The sequence below is a fragment of the Roseburia inulinivorans DSM 16841 genome (assembly GCF_000174195.1).
Classification (GTDB): domain Bacteria; phylum Bacillota; class Clostridia; order Lachnospirales; family Lachnospiraceae; genus Roseburia; species Roseburia inulinivorans.
This window is the reverse complement of the sequence record NZ_ACFY01000031.1, coordinates 62,597-85,784: the sequence shown is the minus strand read 5'-3', so window position 1 is coordinate 85,784 and position 23,188 is coordinate 62,597. Positions and strand designations below refer to the sequence as shown.

Annotated in this window: 22 protein-coding genes; 2 read left to right on the top strand and 20 right to left on the bottom strand. The window is 42.3% G+C overall.

The window, feature by feature from the left end; genetic code table 11:
• Positions 1-295: 295 nt before the first annotated feature.
• From fucO to ROSEINA2194_RS03145, 6 genes are all read right to left on the bottom strand, one after another.
• On the bottom strand, positions 296-1,441 hold the full coding sequence (gene fucO, locus ROSEINA2194_RS03170) for a lactaldehyde reductase (protein WP_007883305.1): 1,146 nt from the start codon (positions 1,439-1,441) through the stop codon (positions 296-298).
• 177 nt (positions 1,442-1,618) lie between these two features.
• Positions 1,619-2,359, bottom strand: a complete 741-nt coding sequence (locus ROSEINA2194_RS03165) for a carbon-nitrogen hydrolase family protein (protein WP_007883303.1) — start codon at positions 2,357-2,359, stop codon at positions 1,619-1,621.
• The gene (locus ROSEINA2194_RS03160) at positions 2,319-2,912 is read right to left on the bottom strand and encodes a histidine phosphatase family protein (RefSeq protein WP_007883301.1); all 594 of its coding nucleotides are present in this window, start codon (positions 2,910-2,912) and stop codon (positions 2,319-2,321) included. Before ROSEINA2194_RS03160 ends, ROSEINA2194_RS03165 begins: the two co-directional genes overlap by 41 nt.
• A gap of 16 nt (positions 2,913-2,928) precedes the next feature.
• Positions 2,929-3,465 carry a GNAT family N-acetyltransferase gene (locus tag ROSEINA2194_RS03155; RefSeq protein ID WP_044927058.1) on the bottom strand — a complete coding sequence of 179 codons (537 nt, stop codon included), beginning with the start codon at positions 3,463-3,465 and terminating at the stop codon, positions 2,929-2,931.
• Between the two features lie 61 nt (positions 3,466-3,526).
• On the bottom strand, positions 3,527-5,317 hold the full coding sequence (locus ROSEINA2194_RS03150; RefSeq protein ID WP_007883296.1) for an ABC transporter ATP-binding protein: 1,791 nt from the start codon (positions 5,315-5,317) through the stop codon (positions 3,527-3,529).
• A gap of 112 nt (positions 5,318-5,429) precedes the next feature.
• Positions 5,430-7,151, bottom strand: a complete 1,722-nt coding sequence (locus tag ROSEINA2194_RS03145; RefSeq protein WP_021922554.1) for an ABC transporter ATP-binding protein — start codon at positions 7,149-7,151, stop codon at positions 5,430-5,432.
• 659 nt (positions 7,152-7,810) lie between these two features.
• Here ROSEINA2194_RS03145 and ROSEINA2194_RS03140 point away from each other — a divergent pair.
• Entirely contained in the window at positions 7,811-8,026 is a 216-nt protein-coding gene (locus ROSEINA2194_RS03140) for an alpha/beta-type small acid-soluble spore protein (RefSeq protein ID WP_021922555.1), read from the top strand.
• Positions 8,027-8,193: 167 nt separating this feature from the next.
• Here ROSEINA2194_RS03140 and ROSEINA2194_RS03135 read toward each other — a convergent pair whose 3' ends face one another.
• Complete coding sequence (locus tag ROSEINA2194_RS03135; RefSeq protein WP_007883292.1) at positions 8,194-8,763, bottom strand: DJ-1 family glyoxalase III; 570 nt, start codon at positions 8,761-8,763, stop codon at positions 8,194-8,196.
• A gap of 232 nt (positions 8,764-8,995) precedes the next feature.
• Here ROSEINA2194_RS03135 and ROSEINA2194_RS03130 point away from each other — a divergent pair, with 232 nt between their 5' ends.
• Positions 8,996-9,439 carry a CYTH domain-containing protein gene (locus ROSEINA2194_RS03130; protein ID WP_007883287.1) on the top strand — a complete coding sequence of 148 codons (444 nt, stop codon included), beginning with the start codon at positions 8,996-8,998 and terminating at the stop codon, positions 9,437-9,439.
• Between the two features lie 59 nt (positions 9,440-9,498).
• On the opposite strand, the gene ROSEINA2194_RS03125 is transcribed toward ROSEINA2194_RS03130, so the two are convergent.
• The 13 genes from ROSEINA2194_RS03125 to ROSEINA2194_RS03065 all read right to left on the bottom strand — a co-directional run bounded on the left by ROSEINA2194_RS03125 (position 9,499) and on the right by ROSEINA2194_RS03065 (position 23,185).
• Positions 9,499-10,011 (bottom strand): DUF1653 domain-containing protein, encoded by a 513-nt coding sequence (locus ROSEINA2194_RS03125; RefSeq protein ID WP_044927076.1) that lies wholly within the window; start codon positions 10,009-10,011, stop codon positions 9,499-9,501.
• A gap of 68 nt (positions 10,012-10,079) precedes the next feature.
• Positions 10,080-10,769 (bottom strand): hypothetical protein, encoded by a 690-nt coding sequence (locus ROSEINA2194_RS03120; RefSeq protein WP_007883282.1) that lies wholly within the window; start codon positions 10,767-10,769, stop codon positions 10,080-10,082.
• Positions 10,770-11,240: 471 nt separating this feature from the next.
• A complete protein-coding gene (locus tag ROSEINA2194_RS03115) occupies positions 11,241-11,867 on the bottom strand; it encodes a cytidylate kinase-like family protein (RefSeq protein WP_044927073.1) in 627 nt (208 codons plus the stop codon).
• Positions 11,868-11,956: 89 nt separating this feature from the next.
• The gene (locus ROSEINA2194_RS03110; protein WP_007883267.1) at positions 11,957-12,667 is read right to left on the bottom strand and encodes an ABC transporter ATP-binding protein; all 711 of its coding nucleotides are present in this window, start codon (positions 12,665-12,667) and stop codon (positions 11,957-11,959) included.
• A 12-nt stretch (positions 12,668-12,679) separates the two neighbouring features.
• Positions 12,680-13,438, bottom strand: a complete 759-nt coding sequence (locus ROSEINA2194_RS03105) for an ABC transporter ATP-binding protein (RefSeq protein WP_007883265.1) — start codon at positions 13,436-13,438, stop codon at positions 12,680-12,682.
• 1 nt (position 13,439) lies between these two features.
• Positions 13,440-14,516 (bottom strand): branched-chain amino acid ABC transporter permease, encoded by a 1,077-nt coding sequence (locus ROSEINA2194_RS03100; protein ID WP_044927071.1) that lies wholly within the window; start codon positions 14,514-14,516, stop codon positions 13,440-13,442.
• A 9-nt stretch (positions 14,517-14,525) separates the two neighbouring features.
• Positions 14,526-15,407 (bottom strand): branched-chain amino acid ABC transporter permease, encoded by an 882-nt coding sequence (locus ROSEINA2194_RS03095; RefSeq protein ID WP_007883263.1) that lies wholly within the window; start codon positions 15,405-15,407, stop codon positions 14,526-14,528.
• 192 nt (positions 15,408-15,599) lie between these two features.
• Entirely contained in the window at positions 15,600-16,802 is a 1,203-nt protein-coding gene (locus ROSEINA2194_RS03090; RefSeq protein WP_007883262.1) for an ABC transporter substrate-binding protein, read from the bottom strand.
• 228 nt (positions 16,803-17,030) lie between these two features.
• The gene (locus ROSEINA2194_RS03085; protein WP_021922804.1) at positions 17,031-17,693 is read right to left on the bottom strand and encodes a hypothetical protein; all 663 of its coding nucleotides are present in this window, start codon (positions 17,691-17,693) and stop codon (positions 17,031-17,033) included.
• A 111-nt stretch (positions 17,694-17,804) separates the two neighbouring features.
• Positions 17,805-19,136 carry a hypothetical protein gene (locus tag ROSEINA2194_RS21680; RefSeq protein ID WP_007883259.1) on the bottom strand — a complete coding sequence of 444 codons (1,332 nt, stop codon included), beginning with the start codon at positions 19,134-19,136 and terminating at the stop codon, positions 17,805-17,807.
• A gap of 3 nt (positions 19,137-19,139) precedes the next feature.
• Complete coding sequence (locus tag ROSEINA2194_RS03075) at positions 19,140-20,444, bottom strand: ATP-binding cassette domain-containing protein (RefSeq protein ID WP_007883257.1); 1,305 nt, start codon at positions 20,442-20,444, stop codon at positions 19,140-19,142.
• Between the two features lie 12 nt (positions 20,445-20,456).
• On the bottom strand, positions 20,457-22,205 hold the full coding sequence (locus tag ROSEINA2194_RS03070; RefSeq protein WP_007883256.1) for an oligopeptide/dipeptide ABC transporter ATP-binding protein: 1,749 nt from the start codon (positions 22,203-22,205) through the stop codon (positions 20,457-20,459).
• An 11-nt stretch (positions 22,206-22,216) separates the two neighbouring features.
• On the bottom strand, positions 22,217-23,185 hold the full coding sequence (locus ROSEINA2194_RS03065; protein ID WP_007883249.1) for an ABC transporter permease: 969 nt from the start codon (positions 23,183-23,185) through the stop codon (positions 22,217-22,219).
• Between the last annotated feature and the right edge of the window lie 3 nt (positions 23,186-23,188).

Genomic DNA, 23,188 nt, shown 5'->3' with positions numbered 1-23,188 from the left:
ATTGCATGCTGCACAGCCTTGGTTTAATAAAAAATAGAACTGATTTGTTTTCAGGATTTTGGGAGCGGACGGTCCTTAGAAAGTAAACATTGCGATTTCAAAAGACAATGTTAATTGGATTTTGAAATCACGATGGATACTTTCTTAGTACCGTTGCCAGCGACAACAAGCGGAAGCGCTCCTGAAAACAAACAGTTCTATTTTTTATTTTATAAAGTTGTTATGCATGCAATACAGTAGCTCTGGAAATCCGTAACACCACCTACAGGCGGCAGTTCATACGTTAAACTCCGGTTTACATTAATTTACGGAACAATGCTTTTAAGTCCTCTACACTTGCATCTTTTGGATTACCTGGTGCGCATGCATCTGCATGTGCAGACTCAGCAAGGAAATCTAAATCTTCTTCTTTCAAAGCTTCCAGTTTTGTTGGAATACCAACATCAATGGATAACTTCTGTACGGCATCTACTGCTGCTTTGCGGTACTCTTCCACAGACATATCATCCACACCTTTTACTCCCATTGCACGGGCGATCTCACGATATTTTTCACCTGTGCATTCTGCATTATACTCCATAACGATTGGAAGCATCATCGCACATGCAACTCCGTGTGGTGTATCATAAACTGCACCCAAAGTATGCGCCATGGAATGAGCAATTCCAAGTCCTACATTTGAGAATCCCATTCCTGCAATATACTGTCCAAGTGCCATGCCTTCACGGCCTTCTTTTTCATTGGCAACTGCACTTCTTAACGATCTGGAAATAATTTCAATAGCTTTTAAGTGGAACATATCTGTCATTTCCCATGCAGCTTTTGTTGTATATCCTTCAATGGCATGTGTCAAAGCATCCATACCGGTAGATGCTGTTAATCCCTTAGGCATGGAAGACATCATATCTGGATCAACAATTGCAATGATCGGCATATCATGTGGATCTACGCAGACAAATTTTCTCTTTCTCTCAACATCTGTAATAACATAGTTGATGGTAACTTCTGCTGCTGTACCTGCTGTTGTTGGTACTGCGATGATCGGTACACAAGGTTTCTTTGTAGGAGCAACGCCTTCGAGACTTCTTACATCTTCAAACTCCGGATTTGCAATGATAATTCCGATTGCTTTGGAAGTATCCATGGAAGATCCTCCGCCAATTGCGATAAGATAATCTGCACCGGATTTTTTGAATGCCTCTACACCATGCTGTACGTTTTCAATGGTTGGGTTTGCTTTGATATCAGAATAAATTTCATAAGCAAGACCATTTTTATCAAGAACATCTGTCACTTTCTTTGTCACACCAAATTTGATCAGATCTGGATCGGAACATACAAAAGCTTTTTTGAAATCATGTGCCTTTGCTTCATTTGCGATCTCTTCAATCGCACCTGCTCCGTGATAAGATGTTTCGTTTAACATAATTCTGTTTGCCATAATAACTCTTCTCCTTTTTTCAATCTGTTGTTAATAAGTTTTCGAAAACTGAAATCCATTAACATACATACCCTTTTCCCCTTGTATGTTATTTTTTTCACATTTTCTACTTCCTATTGTAGCAAAAGAATTTAGAAAAGATAAGTTACAAACATCTAAAAATGTAACAACTATTCATCAAACCTGTACCATCAGCACGCCTTCTTTCCCTGCCGGAAGTTCTTCTTTTATCTGCCCATCCAAAAAACAGACGGCACCGCCTTTTGCCAATTCTTCTTCATTTCCACTGAGACACACTGAATTTACAAGTAAAACCTGCCTTCCAATTTTCTTACTCTGCGCGGCATACTCATACTTCATTTCCTTGTTCCATTCTTTCGCCGAAAAATCTGTGTATACAGGCCAGAGTACCACATCCGCACGAAGTTTCTTTATCTGCATGACATTTTTCTCATCCCACAGATCGCCGCAAAGACCAATTGAAAATGTATTTCCCAGATATTCAAATTTTGTAAACATATCTCCTTCTGCATAATGTTCATCCGTAAAAGATTCCCTCCAGCCTTTTGACACCCTGCGAAACAGATTCAAAATATTTCCATCTGCACCGATGGTAAGCTGACTGCTGTAAATTTTATTCCCCGCTTTCTCAAGGAACCCAAAAGACACTGCCAGTGCATTCTCCTCCGCTGCTTTCTGTATCGTCTGAATATTGCTGTCAGAGACAGATAATGCCATATGCTGATCCGTTTCATACTTCCAGTCCAAGGCCTCAAACCCCTGTAAAAAAGTTTCTCCAAATAAAATCAGATCCACTTTTCCACTGTTTTCTTTCAGACATTTTATAATTTTATTTCTATTATATTCTATGTCCCGCTCATAAAATCCAACTGCTGCCAGCACTATTTTCATTTGCATGTTCCCTTTTTTCCTCAAACGAAAACTCCGTCACGCTGCAATTTGGCACTCCAAATGCCGCATACTCCTCATTTGTCATATCCGAAAAATAAGACTTCACCACTCTTGCAATCCCATTATGTGCCACAAGGATATACGTTTTATCCGGCTGTGCCTTCAGTTCATCCAAAAGTCCATAAATCCGATGTGCCACCTGAAACATGGATTCACCATTTTCATAACGGTTCAAAAAATCTTTCTTTGCCTTTAAAAATTCCGGCGCATTGCGCGGTGAAGTCCCCTCCCACACGCCAAAATTCTGCTCGATGAGCCTCGGTTCCATATGTGCCGGGATTCCTGTCATTTCGCTGATATGTTTTGCAGTGTCTGCCGCCCGAAGCAGTGGAGAATATAAAATATCATCTGCCTTGATCCCCTCTGCCACAATCTTTTTCCCGGTTTCCACCGCCTGTTCATGACCTCTCTTCGTGAGCGGAATATCTGTTCTTCCGCAAATTTTGTCTGCTACATTCCATTCGCTTTCGCCATGTCGTACAAAATACAATTTACTCATTTTTCTGCTCCTGATGCTATTCAATATTTAAATAAAAATAAATATCACTTTTTCCTTCCTGCTTCGTCCCCTTGTAAACCTGCGTATTGAATCCGCCAATTTCAAAACCATTTTTCAGGTAAAAAAGATCGGCAGAAAGATTGTTGTCCTGACTTATCGTATAAATGCCATGATATCCGTTTTCGAGAGCAATCTTTTTGCCTTCTTCGATCAGCATTTTCCCAATGCCATGTCCCCTGTGGCTGCCATTCACTTTCAGGTCATCCAGATACAGATAATCGAACCAGTCATTTTTATAGACGGCAAGCCCGATGCATGTTCCCTGCCCATCATATGCCCCTGCAAAAAAATACTCACTTTTCATTTCGTCATAGTTATTTTCAAAATCAGGAAAACACATTTCATACTGCTTTTCCTGTGGTAACTCTTTCGTCTGATAAGACCATGCTTTTCCATCGAAAAGTGGAGTCATTCTCCCCCAGATTTTAAATGGTTCATTCAGCAGATGAATGTCTGATTTATTTTCTTCGGTAATTCTTTGGATTGTATACATTATAAAAATCCCCCTCATTTTTTAGAAATCAAAAAATTTTTGTTCTGTGTCCCTGATAATTTTATCCCAGCTCTGCAAACTGCGCCATATAAAGCTTATAATAAGCTCCTTTTTTCTCCATCAGTTCCGCCGGGCTTCCCTGCTCTAAAATGCCGCCCTTGTCAATCACAAAAATACGGTCTGCATTCTGGATGGTCGACAGACGGTGTGCAATGACAAAACTCGTTCTTCCGGCAAGCAGCGCCTCGATCCCTCTCTGCACTAAAATCTCGGTGTGCGTGTCAATGCTTGAAGTTGCCTCATCTAAGATCAGGATTTTTGGCATGGAAACCATTGTTCTTGCAAATGCGATCAGCTGGCGCTGTCCGATGGAAAGTCCTGCTCCGTGCTCTTTCAGTTCAGTGTCATAGCCTTTTTCCATTTTCATGATAAAATCATGTGCGTTGACAGCCTTCGCTGCTGCGATCACCTCTTCGTTGGTGGCATCCAGTTTTCCATATAAAATGTTGTCCTTCACTGTTCCGTGGAAAATGAAATTATCCTGTGTCATGACGCCCATCTGTCTGCGCAGACTGTTCATGGATACTTTCGTCAGGTCATATCCGTCGATCAGGATTTTTCCCTGCTCAATATCATAAAAACGGCTGATCAGATTGACAATCGTTGTTTTTCCTGCGCCCGTCGGTCCGACAAGTGCGATCGTCTCACCCGGTTTCACGACAAAATTGACATCCTCTAACACCTTCGTCTCCGCCGGTGTTCCCCGGTCATAGGTGAATCCAACATGCGAAAATGTCACTTCACCCTTTACTTCCGGCAGTTCTTCTACATCTTTTGCATCTGTGATGTCCGGTTCGGTATCCAGAATATCAAAAATCCTCTCTGCGGCTGTCAGGTTTGTGACCAGATTATTGTAAAAGTTACTCAGATTCATGATCGGGTTCCAGAACATATTAATATAGCTTCCGAACGCCACTAAAAGTCCGACGGATACTTTTTCAAACCCAAGGAAACGGATGCCGACCAGATATAGCATCATCGCTCCGATTCCCCAGCAGAAGTCAATGACCGGTCCGAACATATCTGCAAAAATGACTGCATCCACAAATGCATTGCGGTGTTCATCCGTCAGGTTCTCAAAAATTTCTTTTGTCTCGTCCTCCGCACCAAAACTCTGCACTACATTCATCCCTGCAATGTCCTCATGCACGTAGGCATTTAGGTTGGATGATTTTTTACGGTAAATCTGCCATCTCTTATGAGATATTTTCTGCACCAGAAAAATACCGGCGATCATGATCGGGATCGTGCTTAAGGATGCCAGCGCCAGACGCCAGTCTTTTATCATCATGATCACGACAACACCGATGACGGTGATAAATTCCGGGATCAGAGTCGTGACCATATTCGTCAGGACATCTTTCAGTGAATTGACATCTCCGATGATTCTTGCAAGAATTTTTCCGGTCGGTCTGCTGTCAAAAAACGAGAAAGATAACGTCTGGATATGCTCATATAAATCCTGTCGGATCTTTAATAATATTTTATTGGAAATCACGGACATACTGTACATTCTTACTTTTACGAGAATGATAAAAAGAACGTTCAGTGCGAGCGCAAAAATTCCAAGTGCGATCAGTCCTTTAAAATCTGACTGCGCTATGTAATGATCGATCGCCTCTTCGATCAGCAATGGGTTTACCAGTGAGATTCCTACGGTAATCCCCATACAGACCAAAACGCCGGCAATCGCTAATTTATAATCTAATAAATAGGAAAGCAGCCGGCTTAAAATCTTCTTTTTGTCGGTGTTTTCCATATATTCGTCTTCACGAAATGAATTGACTGCCATGGTAGCCTCCTTCTGTGTTATATTTAAATCAGGTCAAAATTCCAGCGAAGCCCTGCCTTCGCTATATGTGTCATTTTATATTTTTATTTCCAACTTCTGCATGACATACTTTTTAAGATGCCAGATATCCGCCGTACTGTGCCATATAAGTGTCATAATACAGTCCCTTCTTTGCAAGAAGCTCCTCATGTGTGCCGCGCTCTGCGATCCTGCCATCCTGCAGATAAATAATCTCATCTGCGTGGCAGACCGCTGAAATGCGGTGTGCAATGATGATCTTCGTCGTGTCTTTCAGACTGTTTAATGTCTTCTGGATCTCATGCTCGGTCTCCATATCAAGAGCCGAAGTGGAATCATCCATGACAAGAATCGGGCTGTGTTTTGACAATGCGCGTGCGATACTGATCCGCTGTTTCTGTCCACCGGAAAGTCCTACACCGCGCTCACCGATAACGGTCTCATACTGTTCATCCATTTTTTCAATAAAACTGCTTGCCTGCGCACTCGCTGCGGCACTCTTTATCTCGTCCATCTGCATCGTGCTGCGGTTACCCATTTTAATATTTTCTTCAATGGTATCCGAGAACAGGAACACATCCTGTAAAACAACGGCAACGCTTCTTCTAAGCTGTCTTAAAGATATTTTTCTGATATCCACACCGTCGAGTCTGACGGAGCCTTCCGTTGTGTCATAAAAACGATGCAGCATGTTGATGATCGATGATTTTCCGGAACCTGTCGCCCCCATAATTCCGAGCGTCTTTCCCTCTTTTACCGAAAAACTGATGTCTGATAAAATCTGTTTTCCATCCAGCTTGAAGGAAACATGATCAAACTCAACATTTCCGCTGACATGATCTAACGTTACAACATTCCGGCTATCCTCAATTTCCGGTTTTACCTCATATATCTTTTTGATTTTTTTATATGATGCGACTGCGGAAGACAGGTCGTTTGTCAGCCATCCCATCATTTCCATTGGCCAGGTACAGTTTCTGCTGTATTCCACATATGCGACCAGCGCACCTAATGACATATTTCCATTCATCACGGAAATTCCTCCAAGAATGGTAATTGCCACCGGAAGCACTTTTCCGACAAACTGAAACAGCGGATAATACCGCACCAGCACTTTGGACTGTGTGATGTTCAGATTGTAATAGCGTTCGTTGTGGGACAAAAATTTTTTGATCTCATAATCTTCCCTTGCAAATGCTTTTACCGTGCGCACACCTGCCAGATTTTCCTCTGCAACAGTGGTCAGCACCGCGTTTTCCTCGCTGATATCCTCATAAACTTTATCCAATTTACGCTCCATGATAATTGCCACCACAGCGCAGCAGAGCATGACTGTAACCGGCAGAAATGCCATTTTCCAATTCAGGGAAAACATGCAGTATAAAACAAATACCACATGGATCGTCACCTCGATCAGCAACATTCCCACATAACCTAATGCATTCTGGATTTTATCCACATCATCTTTGACTCTCGCCATCAGTTCTCCTGTATTGGTATCGTCAAAATACCGCATGGACAAGGTCTGAATGTGGTTAAATAAATCTTTCCGCATCTCTGCCCCGATTTTCGAGGACAGAAAATCAAACGTAAACTCCTTACAATAACCAAAAATGCTTCGTCCGATTCCAACGAGCACGATTCCGGTCAACAGCTTCGTCAGAATCTCCATCTGCCCGCCTAAAATAACGTCATCCACAATCTTCTGTGTGATCTTCGGATATAACATATCTAACGCAATGGCAGTGACCATGCTTGCAACGGCAAACACATAACCATACCAGTAACGCCCGATATAACTGCTTAACTTTCTCATAAATCCTCCTTGTTTTGCGAATCCCCGGTAAACAAAAACGCTCCGCAGTATCTTCACCACGAAGCGCATTTATCCGCTGATCTGTCTTAAAACATAAAAAGTCCGTGGCGAATTACACCACGGACATATCTCTCATTCCCATAGCAGTGAACTGCTGCTTAAAAAAGTTTACCGAGGTAATTCTTACTATGATTTTGTAATGTTGTGTTATTTGTTGTAAACTGAATCATATCCTTACCTCTCTTTCTTCTTATTTTGCATCTGTAAACGCCACCAAATGTGCCGCTATGATTCTCATGCAATTTAGCTTACTAACATAGTAAATCATAAAGACTTCTAATTGTCAACACAATTAATGCAAAATCTCGTTACTATTCACTCAGCAGTAAAACACTTGCTGTTTTGCTGCGTAAGAAAGTGATTCAGGAGTGAGCAGACTCCTTTTGCGAAGCAAAAACTTAAAATGAGTCTGCGAATTGTTACTGGAACGAGGTACGAGTGAACAGTAACAAAATCTCCAGATATTTCCAACATATTTTTTCAGATGCTGTCAATAATAGAATTAGGACAAACAACAGCGGCTTGCTTCTGATTTATCAGAAAAATTGACGTTGCTGCACTCCTAAAATAACACAAGGGAAAAATATGGAGGTGAAACCATGAGCGGATCTAATTCAGGTTCTAACACCAGTAAAATGGCTGTACCACAGGCAAAAGAGGCCATGAATCGTTTCAAACAGGAAGTTGCAAGTGAAATTGGAGTACCTTTAAAAGAAGGTTACAATGGTGACTTAACTTCTGCACAGGCTGGAAGCATTGGTGGTGAAATGGTCAAAAAAATGATCATGAAGCAGGAAGAACAGATGAAAAACTAGCCATTAGGAAAAAGCCACTGCACATCTTAGGTATCTTCCCAAGATCTGCGGTGGCTTTTTTGTGCATCATTATGTAAATCTGAAAACAATAGAATGCACGCTCTACGAACATTCTATTGTCATGAATTATTTATTGCAAAACCCTTTTTGCATATTCTGTATCAGGATTATACTTCTTCAAAATTGCGATAGACAATTCCTTTTTTCACATGCTCTACGACTTCCTCATCAAAATCTGTCAGGCAATCCACGATTGCTAATCCAAAATCGATTGCGGTTCCCATTCCACGGCTTGTGATAATGTTTCCGTCCACAACAACTGCATCCTCACTCGTGATCGCACCGGTCAGTTTTTCCTCAAATCCCGGATGGCAGGTAGCATGTCTTCCTTCCAACAATCCTGCTGCCCCTAAAACACTCGGTGCTGCACAGATTGCTGCAACAATTTTTCCCTCGCCTGCAAACTTTTTAATCACTTTATTGACCATGTCGCTTGCTCCAAGATTCAATGTTCCAGGCATTCCTCCCGGAAGAACGATTGCATCAAATCCGTCAAAATCAACTTCTGATGCAAGTGCGTCTGTCAAAAATGTGACATTATGGGAACTGGTCACTTCTTTTTCATCTGTGATAGAAATGGTTGTCATCTCTAACTTTGCCCTGCGCACAATATCAACAACTGTCAGTCCCTCAATCTCTTCACATCCGTCTGCCATAAAAATACCAACTTTTTTCATGCCGTTTATCCTCCATTTTGTCTATGTCAAAACTATCTTTTTCGCAGAAAATAGTCTTCTGCTGCCAAACCACAGAACGTTATTTCTGCGATTTCTAAACATAATCTGTCCTCATTTATTATAAAAGGATGCTCTCTCCACGTCAATATCACTTACGCATTGCAAAATGCAGACAATTAGCCTATGATAACTACAGTATCACTGAAACTTATGATAACGAAAGGAACTCTTCATGGAAATCGAACGCAAATACTTAATTGACCGGCTCCCGGAAAATTTGGAACAATACGAATGTAAACACATTGAACAGGGTTATCTGAATACAGATCCCGTTGTCCGCATCCGAAAATCAAATGACAAATATACATTGACTTACAAAGGTGCGGGACTGATGTGCCGCGAGGAATATAATCTTCCGTTAAACGCAGAAGCGTTTGCCCACTTAAAAGAAAAAATTGATGGAATACTCATCCAAAAGCGCAGATACCTGATTCCACTTACCGATAAGCTGACCATTGAACTTGATGTCTTTGAAGGGGAACTTGCGCCTTTACAGCTTGCCGAAGTAGAATTTGAGACAAAAGAAGAGGCAGAACATTTCGTCCCGCCTGCATGGTTTGGGGAGGATGTCACATTTTCCTCCAGATATCATAACAGTACGCTCAGCAAACGCTAAGCGCACTGTTTTTCTAAATGCTTTTTTCATGACATTGTAACGACACCGTGCTGCCTCTTTTATCTCAGACGGTTACTCTCGTACCGCTGTCTCGTTCGAAGGCACATCTTCAGCTGATCATAGCGATCGTCAATGTCACCTTCCGGGATCACAACATCCAATGCAACCGCCAGCGTATTGATTATCTGGTCATCGATCTCATCCCGCAGTGCAACCAGAATATTATAGCGCTCATCAAAGTCTTCGGAATCCAGAAATTCCAAAACCTTTGGATTGATACCGCCCTCGTATTCACTCTGCACACTTGTTTCCTTTTGCGCTTCTGCCGGCACATCCGAGGATAACTCAACCCGCTCAAACCGGTATTTCTGTGCCACATCCGGATATTTTTCGTGGTCAACCTCACTCATAAACATTTCCAATGGTCTTGCATACACACCAAAATCTCCGTAGAGTGCCTGATAAATCACAAGCTGCTCACCCGTCTCAGAATGCTTTGCCACCGCAATGATCTGATATAATTTATTTTTGAAATGCCGGTAAAATTCTCCGCTTTTTGGTAATTGCCGCACGCTGTTTTCCCCTTTTCTGCCACAAATTATGTAAACTGCTTTTTTCAATGAACTGCATGATCAAAAATCTATAAATTATTTCCAAATTCCTGATAGCTGTTCAACATATCCACGCCTTCTGCAATAAAATCCCTGTCAAATTCCAGATTACCACTGTAGCCCATGATCATGAGATCGTTCAATTTCTGCATGATATCACAGTCCTCATCAAAACCTGCTCCAATCTGCTGTCCGACAGGCTGTACTCTCTGCATTGCAACTTTTCCACTCGGTGTCAGAACTGGTGTGTCTGCTGCTCCTCTTGCAGCCTCATGCTGCATTCTGTCTGCCTCTTTTAATAGATCCTCATCATTTTCCTGCACATTCTGTTTTGCACGGCTTAAAATATCCTGATTTTTCTGTGGACGTGACTGCGCCGTTCCTCTATTCGTCTGTGACCAAGGATTTTGCACCGGACGTCCGGACGGCTGTGGTCTGTATGGCTGTGCCTGTCGATTTGACTGTGCCCCTCTGTACGGCTGTGCCTGTCGATTTGACTGTGCCCCTCTGTACGGCTGTGCCTGACGGCTTGACTGTCCTGCACTATAGTTCTGTGGCTGACGGTTCATCTGCCCGGCTCCATAAACTTGTTGGCGGTTATTCTTCACCGGTTTTCCATTTATATAGGTAGTATTGTTTCGATTTGCTCCCTGATTCTGTGCCTTTACCTTTGACACGATCACTGCGATCACAATAATAATAAATATCAGTTCAAACATATTTCACCCTTCTCCCTCTGCGCTGCAATATTTCGTTGCTCCTATCAAATATTATAATAGTTTCTGTTTTCTTTCACAAGACTTAGTTTTAATAACCGGAGTTTCGTCTTTGGGTTCTGCCGCTCGGAACATGGATTGACGGATTTTCAGATTGAATTTCTATGGAGTGTATGTTCAAAATATTGCAGTTTCATAACTTATGAGATAATGAATGTAAAATGGACGAATATTGTTTTCGTTTTGCGTTATGGAGATGAAACTCTCCATTTGTGGAAGCCTCTGCTGAACACAAATGATCAGAGAGGTTCATCGCAATGTTTAACGCAACGAAACACAATATTCGTCCATTTCACATTCATGTTTTCGTAAACATGTCAGACTGCAATATTTTGTTCATAACCGAATTTATAAAATTCAATCTAAAAATCCGTAACACCACCTACAGGCGGCAGTTCATAAGTGAAACTCCGCTTACTCCTGATAGATTTTAATGATATCCTTCACCACTGCAATCAGTTTCTCGTAACTCATCGACGAAGTATCCAGACAGAAATCGTAATTTCTCGCATCATTCCATGCATTGCCCGTATAGTACTTATAATAGTCTGCACGGTATTTATCAATCTTTGCGATTTTCTTCTCCGCCTCTTTTGCAGAGATACCATTCTGGTCAACGACACGCCTGATACAGTCCTCCAACGGTGCGTAGAAAAATAAACGGATCACATCCGGATTGTCTTTTAAAACATAATCTGCACAGCGGCCAATGATAATGCACGACTCCTGTGCTGCAAGATCCTTGATGACCTTTGCCTGATAATTGAAAAGATTGTCATCTGATACAAAATCGCTGCTTTCCGGCGGAAGCACTCCGCCTTTATATGGATTCTTTTTTAGGATATTTAACAAAAGTGGTGACTTTTTCATTTTCTCATCCACTTCGCCAAACAATGCCTCATTGATTCCACTCTCATCAGATGCCATTCTTAAGATTTCTCTGCTATAACAGTTAATGCCAAGATCTTTTGCCAGTAAATTGCCAAGTGTCTTACCACCACTGCCGTAGCTTCTCGCAATTGTAATTACAGTTTTTTTCATATCCTGCCCCAGCCTTTCTGCAATTCTTTCTTTCAGTATACACCTCTCTGCCCAAAAAGTGTACCTCATATCCACATTTACATCGTCTGTTATTCACCAAGATATGCCTTCTTAATGGAATCATTGTTCATCATTTCCTTTGCATCTCCGGACAACACAATATTGCCGGTCTCTAATACATAGGCACGATCTGCGATCGCAAGTGCTTTTTTTGCATTCTGCTCTACAAGCAGTACCGTTGTTCCACTTGCAGAAATCTCCCGGATAATATGGAAAATTTCTTCTACAAGAATCGGAGAGAGTCCCATGGAAGGTTCATCCATTAAAATGATCTTCGGCTTTGACATCAGTGCGCGTCCCATAGCAAGCATCTGCTGTTCGCCACCGCTCAGTGTTCCGGCAAGCTGGTTTTTTCGCTCCTCCAGACGCGGGAAGCTCTTGTATACACGTGCCAATGTCTCCTCGATCTCTTTTTTATCTTTTCTGGTATATGCGCCTAATTTCAGATTTTCGTACACAGATAATTCTGCAAACACACGTCTTCCTTCCGGTACATGTGCCATTCCCATGGATACGATCTTATGTCCCGGGATTTTGCTGATATCTTTGCCCTCAAAAATAATCTCTCCGGCTTTCGGCTGAAGCATTCCGGTGATGGTCTGTAACGTTGTGGTCTTTCCCGCTCCGTTGGCACCGATCAATGCAATGACTTCGCCCTCATTTACTTCAAAGGAAATACCTTTAATGGCCTGGATCACACCATAATATACTTCCAGATTTTTTACCTCAAGCATTGCCATAATAACGTCCTCCTATTCACCCAGATATGCCTTGATAACCTGTGGATCATTTAATACATCACTGGTTTTTCCCTGTGCTAACACCTGTCCGAAGTTTAACACTGTAAGTTCCTCACAGATTCCTGACACAAGCTTCATATCATGTTCGATCAGAAGAACCGTCATGTCAAACTCATCCCTGACAAAATGGATCGTTTCCATCAGTTCTTTTGTTTCATTTGGATTCATACCTGCTGCCGGTTCGTCAAGCAGTAATAATTTTGGATTTGTCGCAAGTGCACGGGCGATCTCCAGTTTTCTCTGTTTACCATAAGGAAGATTGGATGCAAGGAAATCAGCCTCTTTATCCAGATCAAACACTTTCAGAAGTTCCATTGCCTTTTCATTCATCTCTGCTTCCACTTTGCGGTATTTTGGCAGACGCAGGATTCCTGTCAATGTAGAATAAGGCATTTGATTATGTAAACCTATTTTGACATTATCCAGAACAGACTGCTCTTTGAAAAGCCGGATATTCTGGAACGTTCTGGCAATTCCCTCTTTATTGATCTCCACCGTCTTTTTGCCAGTAATGTCTTTTCCGTCCAATGTGATGGTTCCATCGGTTGGTGTATACACACCTGTCAGCATATTAAAACAGGTCGTTTTTCCTGCACCGTTTGGTCCGATCAGTCCATATAACTGTCCCTTTTCAATTGTAATGTTGAATCCGTCTACCGCACGAAGTCCACCAAAGGAGATTCCAAGATTTTTTACCTCTAATAATGCCATATTATGCTGCCTCCTTTTTTGCTGACTTTTTGAATTTTGCTGCGATACGCTGTCTCATCTCAATACATTTTGGTGCCCAGTTGAAAAGCATCATTACGATCAGAACGATGGAATAGATCAACATTCGATAATCCTTCAGTCCACGGAGCACCTCCGGAAGCAGTGTTAAAATGACTGCTGCAATAATCGATCCACGGAAGCTTCCCATGCCGCCTAATACAACAAATACCAGGATCATGATGGACATATTGTATCCAAAGTTTGTCGGAGTTGCTGTAACGGTAGAAAGATTATGCGCATAAAGCACACCGCCAGCACCTGCGATCGCTGCGGAAATGGTAAATGCCATCAGTTTGAACTTTGTTATATTGATACCGACAGATTCTGCTGCGATCCGGTTGTCACGGATCGCCATCACTGCACGGCCGGTTCTGGAATTTACAAAGTTATATACGATAAATAAAATGACCAGGATCATGATCACACCGGCTGTAAAACTGGATAAATGAGGAATCTTTGCAATTCCCTTTGCTCCATTGATCAGCCAGATACCATCTTCGCTTAACTCGATCTTATTTCCATCCGAGATAGCAAAATGGAATCCATTCTCATCTTTTGCAATATATAAAACATTAATGACATTTTTGATGATCTCACCAAAAGCAAGCGTTACGATCGCAAGATAGTCGCCACGGAGACGAAGCACCGGAATACCAATGAGGAATCCAAAAAATGCGGCTGCGACAGTTCCAACTGCAATTGCGATCAAAAACAGAATCACTTCATTCTGAATGCTGTCCTGTAACAGTTTTGTGCAGAATGCACTGGAAAATGCTCCCACACACATAAATCCGGCATGACCGATACTAAGCTCGCCCAGATAACCGACACAGAGGTTTAAACCAATTGCCACGATCGAATAGGTACACATTGGAACAAGAAGTCCCTGCATCAGGGAGGACATGTTGCCGGTTGTGATCATAGTCTGTACAATTATGTAAACCACAATGACCATAGCAAATGTAATGATATGATCTTTTGTACTTTTTTTCATTGATTTCAAATTTAACTTTGCCATATCTGCCACCTACACTTTCTCATGAACCTGTTTGCCCAAAATTCCCGAAGGCTTCACAAGAAGCACAATGATCAGGACTGCAAACACGATTGCATCGGATAACTGGGACGAGATATATGCGCGGCCTAAAATCTCGATCACACCAAGAAGGATCCCTCCGATCAATGCTCCCGGAATGGAACCGATCCCTCCGAATACAGCGGCTGTGAACGCCTTGATACCAGGCATTGCACCCGTATACGGTGTCAGTGTCGGATAAGCGGAACAGAACAGTACGCCTGCTACCGCTGCAAGACCGGAACCAATTGCAAATGTCAGGGAGATCGTTGCATTTACATTCACTCCCATTAACTGCGCTGCATCTTTATCCTCAGATACTGCAAGCATTGCCTGACCGGCTTTGGTTTTCTTGATAAAAAGCATCAGTGCAGCCATGATCACAACGCACGCCAGAAATGTAACAATTGTTGTACCGGAGATTGTGAGTGCTCCACCTGCCAGTTTCAATGCCGGAAGTGTTACAACATTTGTAAACGATCTTGTATCGGCGCCAAAGATCAGTAATGCTGCATTCTCTAAGAAATAGCTGACACCGATGGCAGTGATAAGAACTGCCAGAGGCGTTGCCTTTCTGAGTGGTTTGTATGCGATCTTTTCAATCACAATGCCGAGTACGGTACACACGATAATAGAAAGTACCACTGCCGGGACCGCTCCCCAGCCCTGTCCGCTCATTGTCATAAAGACAATATAGCAGCCTACCATAATAACATCACCGTGTGCAAAGTTTAACATTTTTGCGATACCATAAACCATGGTGTATCCCAATGCGATAATTGCATAGACACTACCGAGGCTGATACCGTTGATCAGGTAGGATAAAAAATTCATAACTACACCTCTGTCTTTCTGTTAATTTACTACGTTAAAACATTACTTTTTCACATCAAGGATTATAACATATAAAATACCTGTATACAATCTTTCTGTTAAAAAGAAGGTGTCATACGGCAGCCCAAGCCACCGTTGACACCCTCTGGGGAAACTGGATCGCCCTTATTTTCGTTGTATCATTATCGCAGATTACATTGCTGTATAAGCACCATCTTTGATCACCATAGCCTTTGGAGCTTTACTTACTTCTCCGGTAGCTTCCCATGTCATGCCATCACCTGTCAGACCATCTACAGAAATCTTTGTCATAGCCTCTGTCAGAGCTGTTCCGATATCAGATACGCTCATATCCGGTGTTACGCCAGCTTCCTCGATTGCAGCTTTGATCGCATAAATTGCATCATATGCATCTGCACCGAACTGGTTTGGTGTATCACCGTAAAGCTCTTTGTATTTGGATACAAATGCCTGTGTCTTCTCATCATCTGCATCTGCAACGAATGGTGTTAATAACATTAAACCTTCTGCTAAAGATGTATCAAAGTTTTTCACATCAAGGATACCGTCCATACCATCACATCCGAAGAATGTCGGTTCATAGCCCATTCCGTTTGCCTGATTTAAAATGATGGAAGCCTCTGTATAGTAGATTGGAAGGAATACCAGATCAGCACCTTCACTCTGTGCTTTCTGTAACTGTGTGGAGAAGTCTGTCTTGGAATCTGCTGTGAAAGCTTCCTCTGCGACAACCTCAAATCCCTGATTTGCTGCTTCTTTTACGAATGTAGCTTCAATACCGGATGAATATACATCAGAGCTGTCATAGATAACTGCTACTTTTGTTGCAAGTTTGTTCTCACCAATGTACTGTGCGGAAGCTGTTCCCAGATTCGGGTCTGTAAAGCATGCCTGGAATACATTGTCGTTTTCAATGACATCTGTGGAAGAAGCGGATGGTGTGATCTCAAACATACCATCTTCTGCTGTCTTATCTGCAACTGCAATACATGGAGTTGTTGTAACAGTTCCCATCAGAACCTGCATACCCCAGTCTTTTAAAGAGTTATAAGCATTGACAGATTTCTCTGCATCGCTCTGGTCATCTTCTGCTTTGAATTCTACCTGATATCCATTGATACCGCCTGCTTCATTGATCTCATCTACTGCGATCTGTGCGGCATTCATAACTGCGGAACCATAAATTGCTGCTGCACCTGTTGTAGGTCCGATACCACCGATCTTAAATACGCTTCCATCTGCTGCGCTGTCTGTGGAACCGCTCTCCGTTGATGCTGCGCTTCCTGTGCTTCCTGTATCTGCGGATGATCCACATCCTGCGAATGTGCCAACTGCCAATGCAGCTGCTAAAAACATACTCACTGCTTTCTTCATAATAATCCTCCTTGTTTGCGAAGCAAAAATTAAATTTTATTGAGATAATTTAATTTCTTCTTCTCAACTTTCTTTTTCTTGTAGAGAATCTTATCAAATTTTCTTTTTATGCACAATATTCAGAATCACCTAAATTATTGATGTATTTTAACGTCAAATTATGCAATTTACTCATTATGATAACTTTTGGTTATGGCTTTTATGCAGGTGTGTCATACTATACGGTTTTTACGCATAAATATAGTGCTGTATCATATGTTCCAGCTTCTCTCCGCATCCCGCGTAATTGGCTTCCATAGCCAGCGATTCCATCAGATGTTCCTCCAGATATCGCTCTAAAAAGCTGTTGCGGAACTCATTTTCCATCTCTCCGACTTTGCTCTCTTCCTCATGCTGCAGATAATATGCGAGTGCAAAAAAATTTGGCGACCGCCATTCCGATGTATCCTCCAGCAATGCCTGCAGATTTTCCAACTCGCTCCGCAGCATGATCAGATTGATCTTATCCATATTTGCCGCCATATTTTTGAGTCCGTCGGCTGTGGACTTAAAATCCGGATCATCCTCCCGGATACTGCACTCATGGAAAATCTGATCCAAATGTCCGTTCAGTCTGTCGAGATCACGCTTCACATCATCAATGGGAATCTCGTTCATATCCTCCATCATATTGATCAGTCCGCGCCTTGCAACTGCCATATGTTCCTGCGAATCGACATACCCCTGACGCAGGTTTCCACCGAGTTCTAATGCGTCCTTTAATTCTTTCATCTGGACTTCCACCTGTTTTTTGTCCAGTTTACTCGCCAGCAGTTCTTTGCGGAGTTCTTTTACCTCGCGCGTCAGTTCCGCCACACGTTTCTGTTCCTCTGTTTTCTCTCCGAAAATCATGTCTGTCTTCTCCTCTTCCACAACCTGCGAACATTCAACTAATATTCTCTGCTTAGTATAATCCAAGACAGCAAAACAGGCAATTGCGGCTTTCCGCAACTGCCTGTCTGCTTACTCTAATAACTCTGATGTATAATGCACGCCGTCTTTGTCATATAAATCTGTGAGTTCTAAATCTGGATCCGTGTAATAGAGCACACTGTTCTCTCCAAAAATCGTCTGGATACCGTTTTCTGCGAGATTTTTTACCGCCTCTGTATCCATCGTATCAGCGATGTAAACCGGGCTTACCTTCAAAATGAGTTCTGCACAGCTGATGTCGTCCGCATAAGCTGCCATATTATTGACTGCGGACTTACACAGTCCGTCTGCGGTATCTGCATAACGGGTCCTGATATCACCGCTCTTAAATTCATAATAATGATATTTTTCCTTGTCCGACATCGGATAATTGTGCAGACTGACAATACTTTCCGCCCCGTCATAATGCATGACACCGGCAGGATAAATGATATTCCCCTGCCTGTCATATAGATTGAAAGAATAATCCGCATTTTCCTCTGCTGTCCCGGATGTATCCGGACCGGCATTTAATTTTGTAATCGCAGAAGTCTGATCCAGATTTCTTGTGAATCCATCATAGCTTGTCAGTGAACCTAACGTATAGCCGTTATCGATCATGACATCCGCCACATAATCAGTAATGAAAGCGTTTTTCATCCACGAAAAATCAATGAAATCCGAAATAAAATTCTTCTCTGCAAAAGCAAGGTAATCGTCGGATACAGACAATTTTACCTGATTGCCGCCGAGCAATTCGACGTTCACGTCAGACGGATCATTGCTGTAAGCAGCCACCTCTGAAAAATAAGCTGCCACTTCCCCATTCTGGTAAGCATCATAGTTAACTGTCTCAGAGTCATCATTACAGAAAAACAGATTGTCATATTCTGTATACACAGGCGCAAGATAAATTGCCCGGTTTCCGGTCTCTGCGATCAGCTCAAAAGCATGGTATAATGCATCATCCACAACCATTGTCTCATTCGGGTGCCGGTTGAGATCATACACGTTTGTGATTCCTTCAAACGATTCATCCATACTGAACATTTTATAGGCTTTTACAATGGAATCTGTGTAGAGCAGCGTCAGCGCTTTTTTTTCTGCGGTGGCATTTACGCCCGCTGCTCCAACATAATAGCGGAAGATATAATCATCGCCACAATGAATTTCAGCGGATGAACCCACTTCAATGTTTGTCCATCCGCTGTCATTTGACATCAATCCATTCAGTGCATACATAAATGCGCCTGAAGCAATGACCAGCAATACGATCACTGCGATAAATCTCTGTCTTGTATTTTTCTCCGAAAGCTCCACCTTCTGAACCGGTCTCACATTCGGAGTATGGTTTCTGTTGCCACCTCTGACGGTTCTTCCCATATCTTAAATAAACACTGCTGCAAGTGCTAACAGGAACAATGCAAGAATGACTGCAAGTACAATAAATCCTGCAATGGCACCCTTTTTGCACATCTTGTAGTTACGATAATGTCTGTGTTTCTTAAAGATCATCGCTGCGATAATACCGATGACCGGAAGTAAGAACGAAAGCAGTGCGTACCATGCGCTTCCTGTATCATGAAGTGGTGGAAGCTGGATCTCATCATGTGCAATATTGTCATGATGTTCTTCTGGTCTTGGTGCATCTTTGTCTAAAATCGTAATTGTTTTTAAAGGCACATTCTTCTCACGCGTAGCTTTGTATTCTTCAATCTCTTTCTTATTACCAAATACCCAGTGGTCATGACCGATACAGACTAACTCCGGTTTGTCTGTACTGTAATCATGAATGGATGGATCATAAGTAAACAGCACTTTATTTTTCTCTAACTGTGGATCCGGGATCGGGATCGCAGAGATCAGAGAATGTGTATACGGATGCAGTGGGAAGTTGAACAACTCTTCTGCATCTGCGATCTCCACAATATCACCCTTATAAATAACGGCGATACGGTCAGAGATAAATCTCACGATGGAAAGGTCATGTGCGATAAATAAATATGTTAAGTCTTTTTCTCTCTGGAACTTTTTCAGTAAGTTCAATACCTGTGCACGAATAGATACGTCAAGTGCAGAGATTGGCTCATCAGCAACAACAAGTTCCGGTTCCATTACCATGGCACGGGCTAAACCGATACGCTGACGCTGTCCACCTGAGAACTCATGTGGGTATCTTGTCAGATGTTCCGGCAGAAGACCTACTTCGTTGATCATTTCCTCAACTTTACGCACACGGTCTGCCTCATTCTCATATAAATGGAAGTTATACAGACCTTCGGATACGATGTAGTCGACAGTTGCACGCTCATTCAGGGAAGCTGCCGGATCCTGGAATACCATCTGGATGTTACGGATGACTTCACGATCCAGGGATTTTGGGATTTTCCCGGAAATACGCACACCTTTGTACAAAATCTCTCCGTTTGCCAATGGGTTGACACGGATGACTGCACGGCCGATGGTTGTCTTACCGGAACCGGACTCTCCTACTAAGGAGAAAGTCTCTCCCTTGTGAATATCAAATGTCGCATTTTTTACAGCGCGGACAGCGTTATCGCCCTTGCCGAAAGTAATATCTACATTTTTTAAAGATAATAATACTTCTTTACCATTTTCATCAATCGGACCATGCTCTGGTAAATGAGAAGCATGCTCCTGGTTTTCTGTGTTTCGATTTAGTTTAGACACGATCTAAATCTCCTATATATTGAATGCTTTAACAAGTTTCTCATGAATGTTCTGGATTCCTTCCGGTTTTTCAACCTTTGGAGCATCCGGGTGTAACAGCCATGTTTTGGCGTAATGCGTATCTGTTACTTTGAACATTGGTGGTTCCTCTAAGGTATCGATCTTCATACAGTATGGGTTACGCGGTGCAAATGCATCGCCGACGATACTGTTGTAGAGCGAAGGTGGTGTACCTGTGATCGAGTAAAGAGTTGTATTTCTCTCAGCCAGCTGTGGCAGGGAAGAAAGTAATGCCCATGTATATGGATGACGCGGGTCATAGAATACCTCTTCTACTGTACCAACCTCTACGATCTGTCCTGCATATAAAACTGCAACACGGTCTGCGATATTGGCAACCACACCTAAATCATGTGTGATGAATACAATTGTATAATTGAACTCTTTCTGTAAATCCTTTAACAGTTTTAAGATCTGTGCCTGAATGGTAACATCAAGCGCTGTGGTAGGCTCATCACAGATTAAGATCTTTGGCTGGCAGGACAGGGCGATCGCGATAACAATACGCTGTCTCATACCACCGGAATACTGGAACGGATAATCATCAAAACGTGCCTCCGGGTTCGGGATACCAACCTTGTCCATCAGATCAAGCGCACGAAGCCTTGCCTCGTTCTCGGTACAATCCTGATGTTTCATGATGACAGATGTGATCTGTTTTCCAATCGTGATAATTGGGTTTAAGGATGTCATAGGATCCTGGAATACCGTAGCGATCTTTGTACCACGTATCTGGCTCCAGTCTCTTCCATCCCTGATATTTGCAAGGTTTAAGATACAGATTCCATGTAATCTCTCACTGTTCTCATCCAGATATTTTACGCGGAATGTAACTTTATCAAAAACAGCATTTCTCTGCTCTTCATCACTCAGATCCACGCCAAGCTTCATTGCCTCTTTTAATGCATCCAGCAGCGCATTGTTCTGCTTCATACGCTTGCGGAAACCAAAACGTCCGACAGAAAGATATACCTCTTTTGCAAGGATCTCATTTCTCGCTTCTGTCTCTGCTGAGATCGCTTCGCTGACTTCCTTCGCATGTTTTGCCTTAAGCTCTGCCATCTTCCTATCAAATTCCTGATTGTATGCAGTATCATGTGCCAGACTGTTTGCACGCTCTTTTACCTTCTGCTCATGCTCTTTCTCGAATGCCTTGATTTTTGTATCCAATTCGGAGATTTTCTTTCCAGCCTCTTTGATCTTATCCTTTTCTTTGGATGGATCGTAAGTCTGTTTCAAGTTGAAGGTATTCGTTCTCTCATGTTTTAACTCAAGGAGTTCTTTTTCATACGCTTCTGCTTCTTCTTTGCTCAAATCTGCTCTTCTTCTCTTCTCAGACTCTAACTCAAGAATCGCTTTATAAGTGTCTGCACCAAACTCCAGTCTGGAATACTCGTCTAATTTTTTCTTATTCTCTGCGATGACTTTCTTTGCATTGTCATTTAATTTTACGACAGTATCGGAAAGCTCTTCATCGCTGAAAATAATCTTGCCGTTATCAATGAATCCGTTGCTGTCTAACATTCCTGCAAATGTTTTTGTAAAAACAGATTTACCGGAACCGGACTCTCCTACGATCGCAATGGATTCATTCTCATAAATATCCAGTGACACTCCACGGATAGCAGTAAGCACCCTGCCCCTCACGTGGAATTTCACGATCAAATCTTTTACTGATAATAATACTTTTCTATCTTCCATCTACCTAACCTCTACATGTGTGTTCTCGGATCAGATGCATCACCAAGGTTCTGTCCAACGACATATAAAACAATCGTGATGATAGAAGCAACGACTACCGGGCTCCAGAACTCGAACTGCCAGCCAGGGGTAAGCATCGCACTTTCTGACTCGTAAATCAATCTACCAAGTGACATATCTGACATACCCATACCGATATATGCTAAGAACACCTCATAAGAAATATAGGAAGGGATCTCTGTTGCTGCCAGTGTTACAATAACAGATGTCATAAATGGAAGAATATTCTTCATTGCGATCTTAAGTGTACTCGTTCCCAGACATTTGGATGCAAGGTTGTACTCTCTGTCTCGGATGATCACTACCTGTGTACGGATAAAGTATGCGATTCCAAGCCATCCGGTAATGGTCAGCGCCAGTACCATGGTCCAGAAACCAGCTTTAAACAACATAACCATAACGGCGATCAATAAAATGTATGGAATGTTTGCAAGAATGTTATATACCTCCTGCATAAAAACATCCACTTTCTTTGAAAATCCCCAGATAGATCCGACAACAACACCAACGGAAAGGTTGATCGCTGCACAGATAAATGCAAGGGAAATGGAAATCCTTGATCCAAACCATACGGCATCGAATGTAGACTGTCCGGCTGCACCGGTACCTAAGATCCAGTGAATGTTCATTCCCAGACGTTCGATCGCTGCAGATGGTGACAAGTGTTTAGTTGTCGCATCCATTAAGTTACCAAACTTATCATATTCCACAAATAATGGGTAAAGGTAAGTGAATGCGATCAACACACCCAGAATCGCCAAAATAATAATATTAATCTTTTTCTTAAAAAATACACGGAATACAGAATGCCAGTAAGAATATCTTGGCGCTGTAATCTTTTCTGATTCCAGATCACTGTGGTCTACCGGAGCGAATAATTCTTCCTCCGGCATACCGAACTTTTCTAAATCCTGACTCATTTC

Bases quoted from the DNA above. Each gene is read 5' to 3' on its own strand.
- fucO (WP_007883305.1), bottom strand. From the start codon at position 1,441: ATGGCAAACAGAATTATGTTAAACGAAACATCTTATCACGGAGCAGGT.
- ROSEINA2194_RS03165 (WP_007883303.1), bottom strand. From the start codon at position 2,359: ATGCAAATGAAAATAGTGCTGGCAGCAGTTGGATTTTATGAGCGGGAC.
- ROSEINA2194_RS03160 (WP_007883301.1), bottom strand. From the start codon at position 2,912: ATGAGTAAATTGTATTTTGTACGACATGGCGAAAGCGAATGGAATGTA.
- ROSEINA2194_RS03155 (WP_044927058.1), bottom strand. From the start codon at position 3,465: ATGTATACAATCCAAAGAATTACCGAAGAAAATAAATCAGACATTCAT.
- ROSEINA2194_RS03150 (WP_007883296.1), bottom strand. From the start codon at position 5,317: ATGGCAGTCAATTCATTTCGTGAAGACGAATATATGGAAAACACCGAC.
- ROSEINA2194_RS03145 (WP_021922554.1), bottom strand. From the start codon at position 7,151: ATGAGAAAGTTAAGCAGTTATATCGGGCGTTACTGGTATGGTTATGTG.
- ROSEINA2194_RS03140 (WP_021922555.1), top strand. From the start codon at position 7,811: ATGAGCGGATCTAATTCAGGTTCTAACACCAGTAAAATGGCTGTACCA.
- ROSEINA2194_RS03135 (WP_007883292.1), bottom strand. From the start codon at position 8,763: ATGAAAAAAGTTGGTATTTTTATGGCAGACGGATGTGAAGAGATTGAG.
- ROSEINA2194_RS03130 (WP_007883287.1), top strand. From the start codon at position 8,996: ATGGAAATCGAACGCAAATACTTAATTGACCGGCTCCCGGAAAATTTG.
- ROSEINA2194_RS03120 (WP_007883282.1), bottom strand. From the start codon at position 10,769: ATGTTTGAACTGATATTTATTATTATTGTGATCGCAGTGATCGTGTCA.
- ROSEINA2194_RS03115 (WP_044927073.1), bottom strand. From the start codon at position 11,867: ATGAAAAAAACTGTAATTACAATTGCGAGAAGCTACGGCAGTGGTGGT.
- ROSEINA2194_RS03110 (WP_007883267.1), bottom strand. From the start codon at position 12,667: ATGGCAATGCTTGAGGTAAAAAATCTGGAAGTATATTATGGTGTGATC.
- ROSEINA2194_RS03105 (WP_007883265.1), bottom strand. From the start codon at position 13,438: ATGGCATTATTAGAGGTAAAAAATCTTGGAATCTCCTTTGGTGGACTT.
- ROSEINA2194_RS03100 (WP_044927071.1), bottom strand. From the start codon at position 14,516: ATGGCAAAGTTAAATTTGAAATCAATGAAAAAAAGTACAAAAGATCAT.
- ROSEINA2194_RS03095 (WP_007883263.1), bottom strand. From the start codon at position 15,407: ATGAATTTTTTATCCTACCTGATCAACGGTATCAGCCTCGGTAGTGTC.
- ROSEINA2194_RS03090 (WP_007883262.1), bottom strand. From the start codon at position 16,802: ATGAAGAAAGCAGTGAGTATGTTTTTAGCAGCTGCATTGGCAGTTGGC.
- ROSEINA2194_RS03085 (WP_021922804.1), bottom strand. From the start codon at position 17,693: ATGATTTTCGGAGAGAAAACAGAGGAACAGAAACGTGTGGCGGAACTG.
- ROSEINA2194_RS21680 (WP_007883259.1), bottom strand. From the start codon at position 19,136: ATGGGAAGAACCGTCAGAGGTGGCAACAGAAACCATACTCCGAATGTG.
- ROSEINA2194_RS03070 (WP_007883256.1), bottom strand. From the start codon at position 22,205: ATGGAAGATAGAAAAGTATTATTATCAGTAAAAGATTTGATCGTGAAA.
- ROSEINA2194_RS03065 (WP_007883249.1), bottom strand. From the start codon at position 23,185: ATGAGTCAGGATTTAGAAAAGTTCGGTATGCCGGAGGAAGAATTATTC.